The organism is Allobosea sp. (genome assembly GCF_030695125.1).
Taxonomy (GTDB): Bacteria; Pseudomonadota; Alphaproteobacteria; order Rhizobiales; family Beijerinckiaceae; genus Allobosea.
Genome location: NZ_JAUYTP010000003.1, coordinates 1 through 12,688, shown reverse-complemented (window position 1 = coordinate 12,688; position 12,688 = coordinate 1). Strand labels below are relative to the sequence as shown.

Sequence of the window (12,688 nt, the reverse complement as noted above, 5' to 3'; positions counted from 1 at the left end):
CATTGCATGACCCGAACCAGCACGGCGTGTTAAGGTCATCGCTCGTGATCACACAGTGTGTGCCGCATGAAAACCCTTAACCTGAAAGAGGCCACGACGACCTTCTCGGCCATCATCGAGGCGGCGCAACACGGCGAACCGACGATCGTGACCAAGCACGGCCGGCCGGCGGCAATCATCGTGCCGATCGCGGAAGGGCGCAAGCTCTTACGCGATGATCGACCGAGCTTCGCCGAGTTGCTCCTCTCGATACCCCATGAGCTCAAGATCGAACGTGACCGCCCGCCGTCACGCGAGATCGAGCTGTGACGGACTAGCTGCTCGCTACTAAAATCGTCAGCCAACTCGCTCCAGACAAGAACGACGGCCGAAAGCTCCGAAGCCACTGGGCGAATGGCTGTTGCAGAATGCCGATCAGCTCTACCTCTCGGCGCTTTCGGTTATCGAAATCAAAGCCGGCAGTGAAAAACTTCGCGGTGCGGGCGGCGAGCGCCGCGCCATCGATTTGGATTGTTGGTTGGAACGCATTCTAACCGTCGCGAAGATCGCCGGCGTCCTGACTGAGGAGGCGCGGGCTAATGGTCGCCACTCTGGCTTATCGGACGTGCTGATCGCGGGAACTACGCAGACGCACGAGCGAGGACTCCTGACCGATAATAGGCGCCATTTCGAGCCGCTGCGTCTCAGCATCCGTCTATTCAATCCGCTGCAAAGCAACCTGCCAGCCACCGACTGACGACAATGACCGCTTGGGCATCGGACGGAACGATGGGCGAGGAGGGGAGCATTAGGGGCGGGGGCACCCTTGATCTGGTCCTGGGCGGGTCGATCCCGCGCAGGACCAGTCCCCGCGAGGGAAAACCGCCCGAACCACAAGACCCACGGCTGCTTCGATCGAGGGATGACGGTCGCGCGGGCGGCGCGCTGCCTGCTATACCGCCACCGGCACATGCGAGCCGATCCGCTGGTACAACGAACTTGCTTTTCATATCGTTTACCGATATATGATTTGAGGTGACCGATGAAAACATGTTGCGCCTCTTGGGCTACGATCGCCGCCGGTTTTGGATCGAGAACGGCTGGAGTATTCGATTCCGAGTGGCATTGGTGCGGGAGACCCTGGCGCGGCCCTTTGGCGTGAAGTACTCATTCACGTTGCACGATGTGGATAAAACCCGGCTGCTCGGCTTCGATAATGCCCATGGCGTCGCAAGAGCCCAAGCCTACGATCACCGTCATCGGTTTCGGCGGACTGCCGAGCTGGTGCCTTACAATTTTCAGGGAGCCGACGAGCTCATTGTCGATTTCTTCGCTGCTGTCGAACAGGCATGCCGGCAAGAGGGCGTAGCTTTTGACTTCGTCGACGAGGACACAGAAGTGGAGGATGATGATGAAGCGGACGAGTCTGGCAACCCTTCGTGACGAAATGCGCGCGGTGGCGCGAGGCGAGGCGACCCCGACATCAAGGCCGGCCGCTCCCATGCTGGCTGCGCTATCGGCGGAAGCTCTCGATCTCCTCGGGGTGATGCTGCGGGAACATCCCCAAAATATCGGGCAGGTGGTGGCACTGACCGGGCGTGCGCAGCCCAACGTTTCGCGGTCGCTCCAGCAGCTCGCCGCCCATGGGCTTGTTCGACTGGTGCGTGAGGGCCGGGAGGTCAGACCCGAACCCGTCGTCCGGTCGCTGACGGTCGATTTCGCGACCGGGACGTATGAGGCGCAAAGCGTTGCAGCATCGGCGGCCTGAGAAACTCTCTCGGGCGGTGAGGGGAGCATGAGGGGCGGGGCTTTGGGGCGCCCCTGATCTGGTCCTGGGCGGGTCGATCCCGCGCAGGAGCAGTCCCCGCGCGCGAATACCGCCCGGGCCATGAGACCCGGACGGCTGGTTCGATCGGAGATGTCTGGCTCGCCGGCGGCGCGGCTGCTTACTCGGCCGCCATCGGCATCGGCTCCTAGTCCTCGACATCATCATACTCACGACCGGCGGCGTCAGCCTGACCCGCCCCCGGTGTCAGGAGCGGGGAGGGGAGCCAGCCCTTGCCGTCCAATTCGCGTTCGGCCTGAGCGACCGCTTCGGCCTTTGGGCTGCGCTCGATCGCCTTGGCGGCATCCTCGGAGCATCCGGCCTCGCGCAGGATCGCGGCGATGGTGGATTTCGACAGGCGCGACAGGAACTCCTGCTCCGGGCTCCACCATGACCGCATGTCGAGATCGACGACTTGCGCGATCTGGTTCGCCTGTGCGATCCGGCCCCGGCTGATGTCATGACGCGCGGTGGTGGCATTGAGGTTCGCCGCCGACACCACGGCCAGAAGGTCCGTCAGCGTGTCGATGGGCTGGTCGGTCAACCACGCCCAGAGATCGGCCTGATCGCCGGGGAGGCGGTAGCCCCATGCCTCGACGATCTCGGTCCAGCCCGACAGCGCCCGGCAGGCCTCGGGCTGCTTGATGCTGAAGTCGAGCGCCTTGCGCTCGCCTCTGACCTCGACGGCTGAGTGCATGTGCAGACCCTGATGCCGGCCATAGAAGCTCGCCAGCACCAAGGGATGCAGCATCGCCGCCATCGCGATCGTCGGCCGCTGCGAAAGCTCCACCCGCATCGCGGCCGTGCGGATCGCCGTCAACTCCTCGATCAGCGTCGCGGAATATCCGCTCGGCTCGGTCGTCTCGCATGTTGAGGGCAGGGCAGGGGCCTCGCCATCATCGTGATCGCTCTGTTCGCACTGACGCAAGCGCTCCAGCGCCGGGCGGTCCTCCGCCTTGACGAGGCCGCGCGTCACCTGAAGTGCGCCGTCATAGCCGATCGCGACAAGGCAACCGGCCAAGGCCTGTTCCTCGGGCGCAAAGCTCTCGGCGGCATGCTTGATGGCATCAATCCGCCGTTCGATTTGGGCAAGGCGGTCTTCGTCGGCCGCGATCTGCGGATCGCCCTCGGCATGGGACTCGATCTGATCAGCAAGTGCGTCGTAGCTCTCGCCCAACGCGGCAAGCTCGGCCTGCTCGACTTCGGTATGATCGCGGCGACGGGGATGAATGCGACCATAGCCGGCCTGATGCAGGCTGTCGGCCTCGATGCAAACTTCCGTCCATGCCCATCCTTCCGGCCGGACGGCGTCAGCGACCGCTTGCAGCCGCTCGGTCGCCAGCTCCATCGCCAAGGGGCGGTTGGTCAGGAAGGTCGTCTGATCCTGCGCGAACAGGTCGCGCAGGACAGCCCCGCCGGCGGCCTCATAGACCTCAATGCCGATGAAGCGCGCCAGCCTGTCGCTGCTGCGGATATGCTCATCGGTCAGCACTGCCCGCAGATTGCCGGGGCTGCGGCTCCAGCCGTCGCGCCCGAACCACGCCGCCTCCTGCGCCGCATGATCATCGCTGATCGCCAACGCGCGGGCCTGCTCGATCGTGATGGCGTCGCTGCGCATCTCGTCCAGAATGGCCGGTGACAGGTTGGCGAGCTTCAAGCGCTGGCGCACCGTGACGACGGACTGGCCGAACCGGCTGGCGATCGCGTCGGCCGGCAACCCGTCCTCGACAAGGCGTTGATAGGCCAGCACCTCGTCCACGACATGCATGGCCTCGCGCTGCGTGTTTTCCGCGATGGAGATTTCGGCATCGCGCTCGGCCGCCAGCACATTGCAGGGGATGTCGATGTCCTTGGCGATCCGGCCCTCCTTCGCCAAGAGCCTCAACGCCGCCAGACGCCGCGCACCGGCGACGACCTCGAACTTCTGGCCCTTGCTTGCCTTCCTGACGGTGAGGTTCTGGATAAGCCCATGCGCCTCGATGCTGTCGGCCAGTTCCCCGATCCCGGCCGTCGAATTGACCTTGCGGACATTGGCCTTGCTCGGGACCAGCTTCGACAGGGCGATATGCTGGAAGGCGGTGGCGAGCATGCCGATCGTCGCGGTGGTGGTCGTGGTCATGGTGGTCTCTCCTGTTTGAGGCCGATGGCCCGTCACCCGGCAGGGTGCAGGTCCGCCTGCACTCCTGCCTTCGCGGCGAGCAGCGGGGAGAGAGGGGGGCAAGAACCAAATCGGGAGGGGGATCGCCCACGCGGCAACGCGCCGGGCGAGGAGCCGCGGCACGCGGATCCTCGCCCGGTCCTGCACAAGCCGCTTGCGGCGCGGAAGGATGGGGAGACCCGATTTGGCTCTTGCTGGGGAGAGAGGGCCGCGCGCCTCTCTTCCCGTCCAGCGCACCATCATCGCGCCGGCGGCGCGGCGATCGCCGGTGCCTGACGCCGGCCCGCGCAAGGGATCGTTACCGCCAGGCCGAGACGCCATCGGCGGCTCGGGGAGGGGCGTCTGCGCCCCGAGTAGAGCCCGGTCACGGCAACGCCGGGACGCGCATGACGCAACGCTACCCGATCCGCGGCTCAAGATTGCCTAATTCAGAAACTACCGCGTCATTGATCGTGCTCTAGAAGTGCTTGCGGAACAGCGCAGGTCTGACGGACGCGTCCTCCCGCCAGCAAGAAAAATCTGTCGGCTGCATCGCGCCCGTATTCTCGCCGGAATCAAACCCCATCCTAGCGGCAACGCTGGGAGAGCACACCGATGATTCCAAGACATTTGATCGTGCGTATTGCCGCTCTGGGAATGATGACCGCGGTTGTGGCGTGGCCTGTCGCAAGCTCGCACGGACAGACGATTGAACTCGGTCCCAACCGACTTCAGATTAATCCGCCTGAAACAATCCCGGACGAGCCAGAGCGACCCTATCGCCCGCTTGAGCCTGAGAGCATCACTGAATACGAAGCGATCCAGATCGCGAAAGGAGAGGGACTTGACCGGGTTGAGCGAGTTCGCGAAGGCCGTCGCGGCTGGGTCGTTGTTGGCATCGATCGCAACGGAGACGACATGCGCATTATGATCAGCCGAGACGGCGAGGTGATCGACGTTCAGCGTGATTAGGCGGATTGACGCCTCCCGGGCAGATTGATTGCGATCGGGTCAGCCTCCGGCCCATTCGCACAAGCGCCTCCAATCGCTCAGATGGGTGAGTGGAACTACTTGCTGCCGCCAAAATTGAGCCGCAGCAACGTCGCGAAGAGGTAGTCGGGCACCTGACCGTCAGCGGAGAAGAAGCCACAGTATAAAGATAACCGGTATCGGTATACTGATGATCAACCAGGCCGTAGAACGATGCATGATCTGGCCTATTGCCGTACGGTCTCGTGGGTCGGCGCATTTATGTTTCTGCGTAGAAGCAGTGCGACAGTACTCGATCGAAAGCCAATTTGATCAGTCGACCACGCCGGCTTTTGATCCGGAGCCTTTGAAGAAGCAGCGACAACTGGAGCCTCGTGGGGCGAGCGTGATCTCACATCCTCCACGCGGTGTCTCGCAGACGTTGCTCATGTCCTGGACGGGCCTGGGCGCATAAAGACGCGGAGGGGGATAATCAAACTCCACGATCGGCGGGCCGAAGCCGTACAAGAGGGGCGGCGGCGGTCGATACCCGTACGGTGGGTACCCATAGTACTGCGCCTGGGCACTGGTCATCGTGACGAGTGCGCTGAATACCAACGTAACGATCGCCAGCATATTTCCGACCCCGTCTGCCATCTTGACGCCGCCGGCGACCTGCGTGGATTCCAGGTTGCCGGCGGCTGACCCGCGTCTCGGAGGAAACGTTGCGGGCTGGTCTCATTCTGGCGCAGTGCTGGTATCCGTCAACCTCGACGGCCCGAAACGCCGAACTCAGCAAACACGCGCAATCGAGAGCGACCAGCCTTAAGGGCAAAAGCGCGTCACTGCACCCTCAACGCGCTTTGCCACGCCCGTCGCCGTCGGCAAGCTCGGCACAGTTCAGCCTGAGCATTCGACAAGCTTACTCAACGCCGTAACGTCCCGTATCTGTCTGAACCACGCGAAGAGAGGGGCTATCAGTTCAATCGCACACGCGAATTCGCCTTACGACATATTCGCCGAAGCGGTTGACACGACGGCGGACGATAATCCGACAATCGCCGCCATCAAATTCAGCAATTGCTCTTCGCCCGCGATAGCGTGGCCGATCGTCGAATTGCCGAAAGCCGCGCGGCTCATAGTCATAGGGTGAGCCATAGCGAGGCTGCGGACCAAACCCGAATTCCAGGTTGACCTGAGCTTGGGCCGGGATACTCAGCAGCGATGCGCCGACCAAAGCGGACGCCGTCAGGATTTTGCGTAACATTGGTTTATCTCCTTGCCTAGAGCGACGATGTGTCAGTTATATTCAGCTACGCCTGTGTTCGGCCGTCACAATTAAGATTCGAGAGCTTAATATTGAATTGAAACTCACTTGAATTTAGATGCACGGCCCATGAATATCTCATATCAAACGGTCGATAAGCGCTTCGATTATTATACTATACTAATTGATATTAACCGGGCCGCAATCGTTTCTGGCGGCCCGGCTTATTGTTATTTACTTGGGCATCAAAACGGTGTCGACGACGTGGATCACACCGTTGCTCTGGTTCACGTCGGCAATGGTCACCATGGATTTCCCACCCTTGGCGTCGGTGATTTCCACCTTGTTGCCGACGGTCGCCACGGTCAGGGTCCCACCCTGGACCGTCTTGAGCATCGCCTTGGGGCCGCCGGCCTTCGCCGCCGCCATCAGATCGGCTGCCGACATTTTGCCTGCGACGACGTGATAGGTCAGAACCGAGGTCAGGGTCGCCTTGCTCTCAGGCTTCAGCAGGGTCTCGACAGTGCCTTTTGGCAGTTTTTCGAAGGCAGCGTTCACCGGCGCGAAAACTGTGAACGGTCCTGTGCCTGACAGCGTCTCGACAAGACCGGCCGCCTTGACGGCCGCCACCAGCGTCGTGTGGTCCTTCGAGTTCACCGCGTTCTCGATGATGTTCTTCGTCGGCAACATCGGCGCGCCGCCGACGGTCACCGGCGCCTGAGCGCGGGCAGGCAGCGCCAGCGGACCGGCTGCGACGGCAAACAGGCCAAGCGCCGCGCAGATCGCGGCAGTTCCAGAATGTTTCATAGGACAGCTCCACAGGTAGTAGCGCCAAAACCTGTCCGGAGGTGAACAGTCTTGGCATGACGACATGTGAACGTTCGAATGTGGCCGTTAGTTGCAACAAATCGCATCTACACGAGTTTGTGATTTATACTTTCAACAATGAATATCTATTCATGCTACTGTTTCAGTTAAGTGAATATATGTTCATAATCAGCGCCTTTATTTCTCCTTTAGACAAAGCCCAACCAAAAATTCGAATCACGTTTCAGCGAAACTCTGCATGTCCCGCGCTCGGTTCCAGACGGAACTATGCGCGCCCGCCGGTCGTTTAACTCCTGCCACATATGTGGCAGCTCAGCGGGAGGGCATCGTGAACAGCATCATCTACATCATCGGACTCATCGTGGTCGTACTGGCCATCCTTTCATTTCTCGGTCTGCGGTAAGGAGCATCATCATGTCGATGGGAACATCTGACGTCATCGTCACGCCGCGCACGTCGAGAGCAAACTCAGGCGGCTCCTATCTCGAATGGAGCGCCATCTCCGGAGGAGCAGTCCTGTCGGCAGCCATCACGACAGTGATGGCTGCGTTTGGCTCGGCAATCGGCTTGTCGCTCGTTTCTGCCGATACCGCACGATCGTCGGGGTTGGTCGGGGTTGCAATCGCGACCGGACTTTGGGCGATCTGGATCACGGTATCGGCTTGCGGCGCAGGAGGGTATCTTGCCGGCCGCATGCGTCGTCCGATCGGCGATGCCAGCGATCATGAGCGCCATGTGCGCGATGGAGCGCATGGATTGGTGGTCTGGGCCGCCGGCGCACTTTTGGTGACGATGATCGCCACGTCATCCTTGTTCGGTGCTGCAAAGACAGCCGTCATGGGTGCTGCAGCGGCATCGGGCGGCGCGGCGGCGCTCATCAGCCAGCAGTCTGATCCTTTGGGATCGGTGCTCGATTCGGTCATGAGGTCCACCGGTTCGACGACCCCGAGCGCCGCCGAGCGCGACGAAGCGTCCCGGATCTTTCTGACGGGTCTGACGACCGGAAAGCTTGAACCGGCAGATCGCGATTACCTCGCCTCGCGCGTGGCGGCCCGCATGAGCATACCGCAGCCGGAGGCTCAGAAGCGCATCGACGAGGCGTACGCCAAGCTCGAGCAGGCCAAGGCGACAGCCAAGCAAGCCGCGGAGCGTGCTCGCAAGGCAGCCGTGATCACGGCCTTCATGACCGCGGCCGTGCTCCTTCTTGGCGCTGCTGCAGCATGGCTTGCAGCCCAACTCGGCGGCAAACACCGCGACGAAGAAATCGATCTCGGCTCCCTGTTCGGGCGTCGATGAAAGAGCCGCGCGAGCGAGGGCCACAAATCCTCGCTCGCGCCTTAGGACCCCTGCAAAGCACACTGTCATCTGCCGAACCCCAAGGTATCAGGTCAATGAACATCGCCACTATGCGCGCACCTACGCCCAGCCGCTGTCGGTCGGCGTCGAGCTGCCGAGCGACGGCGTAACATACTATGAGGTCCCGGCCGAATATGGCGCGACCCAGTATCGCTACACGGTCGTCAACAACCGCACCGTCCTGGTCGATCCGCGCACGCGCCGCGTTGTCCAGGTTATCGATTGAGCCTGCAGTCGATCGGTCGCAATCATCAATTCGACTGATCTCATGTCGATTGCCCGGCGACGCATTTATTGTCGCCGGGCGATATTATAGATGCAGATCGACCGAATGCATAAATCCACGGGCAACTGCGATGGACGACCGGGTGCACGTAATGTCCGACGCTGACTATGAGCGAGCCAGAGTTCGCGCCGAACACTTGGCCTCCTCGGCCAACAGTCCAGCGGGAGCAGCTGAGCTTGCCGCCCTTCTTCGCGCCATGCGCGGTTGGGAACAGGTGAGAGATCGGGCAGATGCGATCGGCGCCCGCCCGGTGGGGCTAAGACTGCAGTGAATGCTGCCCAGTGAATTGCGGCAGATCAGTCAACTCCATCAGAAATAGGCCTGGTTCAATCGATGCCAATATCTCTCATCACATTGATTTTGAGCGTCGCGCTCATGCTCGGATCGATAGGCTATGTCAGCTTCGGGGGCCGCTGAACTGCACATTCCAAGTGCCCGCTGCCACTTAGGCGTCGGCGGAAAAAGCCTGCCACACCGTGGCAGGCTCTGTTTTATGCTGTCAGTAAAAGCGCCGGCCATAGCCACGACGCCCGTGCCGCCTGCGACGGCGCCCACGGCCCCAGCCCAGATGGCGCCCCCGGTTCCCGCGCTTCCAGCCCTTGCCGTTTCCGCCCTTTGCAAAGTCGGCTTCGACCTCGTCAAGCGTGCCTTTGACAATGTCGATTTCCCGCGCTGCGCCGATCACCGATGTCGACGCCGAGGCGTCGGAAACACCCATGAGGCTAGCGGTGGAGCCGACAGCTACGGCTCCCATAAGGGCAGCTAAAAATGAGCGGCGATCCATGACGGCCTCCTCTAACTGAAACCGTGTTGGTTCCATCTGGATATAACCAGTAGCCAGCTCAACTAGGCGGTGTGGACGAATTTCCGCCAGCAATTGTTTGAGGATTCCCACGAGGAATCCGGTGTGATTCATAGGTTTCCGACTGATTTGGAGGTCGGAATCGATGTCGACGCGGATGAGCGAAGAGGATTGGGCGGCGACGCTCACGGTGTTCCGGAGCTGCCTGCCGCGTCGGGGGCGCAAGGCGGCGGACGACCGGCTGTTCCTCGACGCGCTGCATTTCTTCACGGTCGAGAACGTGCGCTGGCGGGCGCTGCCGGAGCGCTTCGGGAACTGGAACACTGTGTGGAAGCGCTTCGACCGGCTCTCCAAGGCGGGCGTCTTCGAGGCCTTCTTCGACACGCTGGCGGGCATGAGTGCGTCGGCCCATCTCATCCAGATGTTCGACTCGACCATCGTGCGCGCCCATGTCTCGGCGGCGGGCGCAAAAGGGGGCAGCATGGCCAGGCGCTCGGCCGCTCGCGCGGCGGCTTCACGACCAAAATCCACGCGAAGTCAGATGCTTCGGGCGCGCTCATTGGATTCGACCTGACCGGCGGGGAGAAAGGCGACGCGCCCCATTTCGCCGTGCTGCTCGACCTCGGGCCCGACATCGCGCCCCGCGCCGTGATCGGTGACAAAGGCTATGCCAGCAAGGCCAACCGGGCCCTGGCGCGCACGCGCGGCATCGCGCCGGTGATCCCGCACAAGGACAACGAGAAGGGCAAGCCCGTCTTCTTCGCCAGGACGCTCTACAAGGCGCGCGCCCGCATCGAGCAGGGCATCGGCGCCCTCAAACGCTTCAAGCGCGTCGCCCTCCGCTGCGAAAAAACAGCTCGGAACTTCCGCTCCATCGTCAGCATCGCCGCAGGGCTATGCTTGATCAAATTCGTCCACACCGCCTAGTTCCGATGTGGCATCGTTGCCTAACAGCAGGATAGGCTTGGCGGCGCTCTCCCCGGCGCGCCGATCGTCCGCCAAACCAACGCGCAGTGCATATCGCGCACGAAATGGAACACCGCACGGGCTCGGCTGTTTTCACTTTACATGGGTTCAGCGCCGCAACGCGCTGGCGCTGCCAAGTCAAACCGAAACGGAACCTGACCTTGAAAAATACGCCCCGGACGCGCGTAAGGACCTGGCTGCTGATCGGCACAGTCATTCCAGCCATCACTCTTTCGCAGGCAGGCGTCGTGGCGGCGGCCTCATTCCAGGTCGCGCAGGCCCCAACACCCGCTGATGAGGGCTCAGAGCGTCCGCGCCAGCCTGGACCACCCCGTTCGCCGGGCGAAGCACGGCCCGAACGTCCCGCCGGAGCCGAACGCGAGCGTGGCGCCCGTCCGACGCCGGCTCCCGGACAGCCTCCAGCCGTCGAGCGGCCCGGCCCTCCGCCGACGCCCGAGATTGCCCCTCGCGCCCCGACGCCGCCTGCGCCGGCTCAGGCCGCGCCCGAACCGAGGCGCGATACGCAGCCGCGTCCTGTTCCGCCGATCAACAGCGCGCCCAGCCCCGAGGCGCCCGCGCGCCCGGCCGCACCGGCCGAGACCCCGGCTGTACGTCCCGCTCCGGCCGCTCCGCCCGCCGCTGTACCGCCCGCCGCCCCCACTCAACGCACCGCCCCTACGTCGGATCCGGTTGCCCCGCCAGCCGCCGCCCCAGCCCCTCGCACTTCTCCGACACCTCAGGCGGCCCCGACCCCTCAGGCTGCTCCTCCCGCGCCGAGGCCGCCGGCGAGTGGCGCGCCGGGGGTGGTGCCAGGGCAGGTTGCGCCTCTGGCCGCCCCACCTGTGGCAAGCCCGCCCGCTGCCCCCCCTCAACGCACCGCCCCTCCGCTGGATCCGGTTGCCCCGCCAGCCGCCGCCCCAGCCCCGCGTACTTCTCCGACACCTCAGGCTGCCCCGACCCCTCAGGCTGCTCCTCCCGCGCCGAGGCCGCCGGCGAGTGGCGCGCCGGGCGTGGTGCCAGGGCAGGTTGCGCCTCTGGCCGCCCCACCAGCCGCTAGCCCGCCCGCTGCCCCCGCTCAACGCAGTGCGCCTGCGCAGCAGCCGCTCGTCCCGCCTGCCGCCGCGCCGGCCCCCACTGCGCCAGCCCCTCAGGCCGCTCCCGCCGCGCCTGCCCCACCGACTACCCCGCAGCCAGCCCAAGTTATCCCTCAGGTTGCGCCTCAACTTGCGCCATCTCAGGCTGCCCCGCCTGTACCGGGCCAGCCGCCTGCGACTGCACCTGACCGACAGGGTCGTCGCGGTGGCATATCGCCGGGCGGCGCGGCCGCCATCGCGATTGGGGCTGGCCTTGTAGGCGGGATCATGGCGACGCAGGGCGCGGACCGGCTCGACGACGTCAGGAGTCGTCGCGAGGAGCGCCGCGAGGGCGATGTCACAATCATCCGCGAGCCCGGCCGCACAATCATTCGCGATGACGACCGCATCATCATCCGCCGCGACGAGACGCAGCGCTTCCGCGATCTCGGCATCGACCAGCGGATCGAGCGACGCGGCGACGAAACGCGCACGGTTTTCGAGCGTCCGGACGGAACGCGCATCGTCACCATAACGGATGCGGAGGGCCGACTGCTGCGCCGCACCCGTCAGGTTCGCGATGGCGAGGAGTTCGTCATTATCGACAACACCCGGCTCGACCGGCCAAATGACCGTTTCTCGGACGAGATCGTCATGCTGGAGCGGCCGCCTCTGCGGATCCCACGTGATCGCTACATCGTCGATGCCGAACAGGCGGACGAGCGCCTGATCTACGAGACTATCATCGCCCCTCCGATAGCGCCGATCCCGCGCCGCTACACTCTGGATGAAGTGCGCTACTCTCCCGATCTTCGCGCCCGCATGCGAAGCGTCGACATCGACACGGTGACATTCCCGAGTGCATCCTGGGTGGTCGAACCCGCCCAGGCGCAGCGGCTTTCTACGATTGCGCAATCGATCCGGCAGGCACTGCAAACCTCGCCCAACGAGGTCTTCCTGGTCGAAGGCCATACGGATGCGGTCGGTGCCGATATCGACAACCTGTCGCTGTCGGACCGCAGGGCCCAGTCGGTGGCGGAAATCCTAACGCGCGATTTCGGCGTGCCGCCGGAGAACCTGACGACGCAGGGCTATGGCGAGCAGTATCTCAAGGTCGCCACGCAAGCGGACTCGCGTGAGAACCGGCGCGTGACGCTGCGGCGAATTACACCGCTGCTAAGCGGCAAGAACGGCTAATTC

The 12,688-nt window shown here is 63.4% G+C and carries 12 protein-coding genes and 2 pseudogenes; 10 read left to right on the top strand and 4 right to left on the bottom strand.

Features of this window, described 5'->3' with window-relative positions; all coding sequences use genetic code 11:
* Nucleotides 1–66 precede the first annotated feature (66 nt).
* From Q8S38_RS00115 to Q8S38_RS00100, 4 genes are all read left to right on the top strand, one after another.
* Entirely contained in the window at nucleotides 67–309 is a 243-nt protein-coding gene (locus Q8S38_RS00115) for a type II toxin-antitoxin system Phd/YefM family antitoxin (RefSeq protein WP_305678379.1), read from the top strand.
* 91 nt (nucleotides 310–400) lie between these two features.
* Entirely contained in the window at nucleotides 401–736 is a 336-nt protein-coding gene (locus Q8S38_RS00110; protein ID WP_305678378.1) for a PIN domain-containing protein, read from the top strand.
* 278 nt (nucleotides 737–1,014) lie between these two features.
* Nucleotides 1,015–1,422 carry a toxin-antitoxin system TumE family protein gene (locus Q8S38_RS00105; RefSeq protein WP_305678377.1) on the top strand — a complete coding sequence of 136 codons (408 nt, stop codon included), beginning with the start codon at nucleotides 1,015–1,017 and terminating at the stop codon, nucleotides 1,420–1,422.
* Nucleotides 1,385–1,747 (top strand): HVO_A0114 family putative DNA-binding protein, encoded by a 363-nt coding sequence (locus Q8S38_RS00100; protein ID WP_305678376.1) that lies wholly within the window; start codon nucleotides 1,385–1,387, stop codon nucleotides 1,745–1,747. The genes Q8S38_RS00105 and Q8S38_RS00100 overlap by 38 nt, the downstream gene beginning before the upstream one ends.
* A 205-nt stretch (nucleotides 1,748–1,952) precedes the next feature.
* Here the strand turns inward: Q8S38_RS00100 and Q8S38_RS00095 are convergent, their stop codons facing one another.
* The gene (locus tag Q8S38_RS00095; RefSeq protein WP_305678375.1) at nucleotides 1,953–4,379 is read right to left on the bottom strand and encodes a ParB/RepB/Spo0J family partition protein; all 2,427 of its coding nucleotides are present in this window, start codon (nucleotides 4,377–4,379) and stop codon (nucleotides 1,953–1,955) included.
* Nucleotides 4,380–4,556: 177 nt separating this feature from the next.
* Here Q8S38_RS00095 and Q8S38_RS00090 point away from each other — a divergent pair, with 177 nt between their 5' ends.
* A complete protein-coding gene (locus Q8S38_RS00090; RefSeq protein WP_305678374.1) occupies nucleotides 4,557–4,913 on the top strand; it encodes a PepSY domain-containing protein in 357 nt (118 codons plus the stop codon).
* Nucleotides 4,914–5,892: 979 nt separating this feature from the next.
* Here Q8S38_RS00090 and Q8S38_RS00085 read toward each other — a convergent pair.
* Both Q8S38_RS00085 and Q8S38_RS00080 read right to left on the bottom strand, forming a co-directional pair.
* The gene (locus Q8S38_RS00085) at nucleotides 5,893–6,177 is read right to left on the bottom strand and encodes a hypothetical protein (RefSeq protein ID WP_156449041.1); all 285 of its coding nucleotides are present in this window, start codon (nucleotides 6,175–6,177) and stop codon (nucleotides 5,893–5,895) included.
* A 234-nt stretch (nucleotides 6,178–6,411) separates the two neighbouring features.
* The gene (locus Q8S38_RS00080; protein ID WP_371125806.1) at nucleotides 6,412–6,984 is read right to left on the bottom strand and encodes a fasciclin domain-containing protein; all 573 of its coding nucleotides are present in this window, start codon (nucleotides 6,982–6,984) and stop codon (nucleotides 6,412–6,414) included.
* 435 nt (nucleotides 6,985–7,419) lie between these two features.
* On the opposite strand from Q8S38_RS00080, the gene Q8S38_RS00075 reads away from it, so the two are divergent.
* Both Q8S38_RS00075 and Q8S38_RS00070 read left to right on the top strand, forming a co-directional pair.
* Nucleotides 7,420–8,301: a hypothetical protein gene (locus Q8S38_RS00075; RefSeq protein ID WP_305678372.1), complete on the top strand. Its 882-nt coding sequence runs from the start codon at nucleotides 7,420–7,422 to the stop codon at nucleotides 8,299–8,301.
* An 85-nt stretch (nucleotides 8,302–8,386) separates the two neighbouring features.
* Nucleotides 8,387–8,587 (top strand): annotated as a pseudogene (locus Q8S38_RS00070) (DUF1236 domain-containing protein); the annotation flags it as partial.
* A 559-nt stretch (nucleotides 8,588–9,146) separates the two neighbouring features.
* On the opposite strand, the gene Q8S38_RS00065 reads toward Q8S38_RS00070, so the two are convergent.
* On the bottom strand, nucleotides 9,147–9,563 hold the full coding sequence (locus Q8S38_RS00065; protein WP_305678371.1) for a hypothetical protein: 417 nt from the start codon (nucleotides 9,561–9,563) through the stop codon (nucleotides 9,147–9,149).
* Nucleotides 9,564–9,594: 31 nt separating this feature from the next.
* On the opposite strand from Q8S38_RS00065, the pseudogene Q8S38_RS00060 reads away from it, so the two are divergent.
* From Q8S38_RS00060 to Q8S38_RS00050, 3 genes and pseudogenes are all read left to right on the top strand, one after another.
* A pseudogene (locus Q8S38_RS00060) lies at nucleotides 9,595–9,813 on the top strand (transposase); the annotation flags it as partial.
* Nucleotides 9,777–10,376: an IS5 family transposase gene (locus tag Q8S38_RS00055; protein WP_305678370.1), complete on the top strand. Its 600-nt coding sequence runs from the start codon at nucleotides 9,777–9,779 to the stop codon at nucleotides 10,374–10,376. The pseudogene Q8S38_RS00060 and the gene Q8S38_RS00055, both read left to right, overlap by 37 nt.
* A gap of 1,400 nt (nucleotides 10,377–11,776) precedes the next feature.
* The gene (locus Q8S38_RS00050; RefSeq protein WP_305678369.1) at nucleotides 11,777–12,685 is read left to right on the top strand and encodes an OmpA family protein; all 909 of its coding nucleotides are present in this window, start codon (nucleotides 11,777–11,779) and stop codon (nucleotides 12,683–12,685) included.
* The last annotated feature ends 3 nt before the right edge of the window (nucleotides 12,686–12,688 follow it).

What these genes read in the sequence shown, in the direction of transcription:
- Q8S38_RS00085 (WP_156449041.1), bottom strand. Translation starts at nt 6,177, where the DNA reads ATGTTACGCAAAATCCTGACGGCGTCCGCTTTGGTCGGCGCATCGCTG.
- Q8S38_RS00100 (WP_305678376.1), top strand. Translation starts at nt 1,385, where the DNA reads ATGATGATGAAGCGGACGAGTCTGGCAACCCTTCGTGACGAAATGCGC.
- Q8S38_RS00090 (WP_305678374.1), top strand. Translation starts at nt 4,557, where the DNA reads ATGATTCCAAGACATTTGATCGTGCGTATTGCCGCTCTGGGAATGATG.
- Q8S38_RS00065 (WP_305678371.1), bottom strand. Translation starts at nt 9,563, where the DNA reads ATGAATCACACCGGATTCCTCGTGGGAATCCTCAAACAATTGCTGGCG.
- Q8S38_RS00115 (WP_305678379.1), top strand. Translation starts at nt 67, where the DNA reads ATGAAAACCCTTAACCTGAAAGAGGCCACGACGACCTTCTCGGCCATC.
- Q8S38_RS00075 (WP_305678372.1), top strand. Translation starts at nt 7,420, where the DNA reads ATGTCGATGGGAACATCTGACGTCATCGTCACGCCGCGCACGTCGAGA.
- Q8S38_RS00050 (WP_305678369.1), top strand. Translation starts at nt 11,777, where the DNA reads ATGGCGACGCAGGGCGCGGACCGGCTCGACGACGTCAGGAGTCGTCGC.
- Q8S38_RS00080 (WP_371125806.1), bottom strand. Translation starts at nt 6,984, where the DNA reads ATGAAACATTCTGGAACTGCCGCGATCTGCGCGGCGCTTGGCCTGTTT.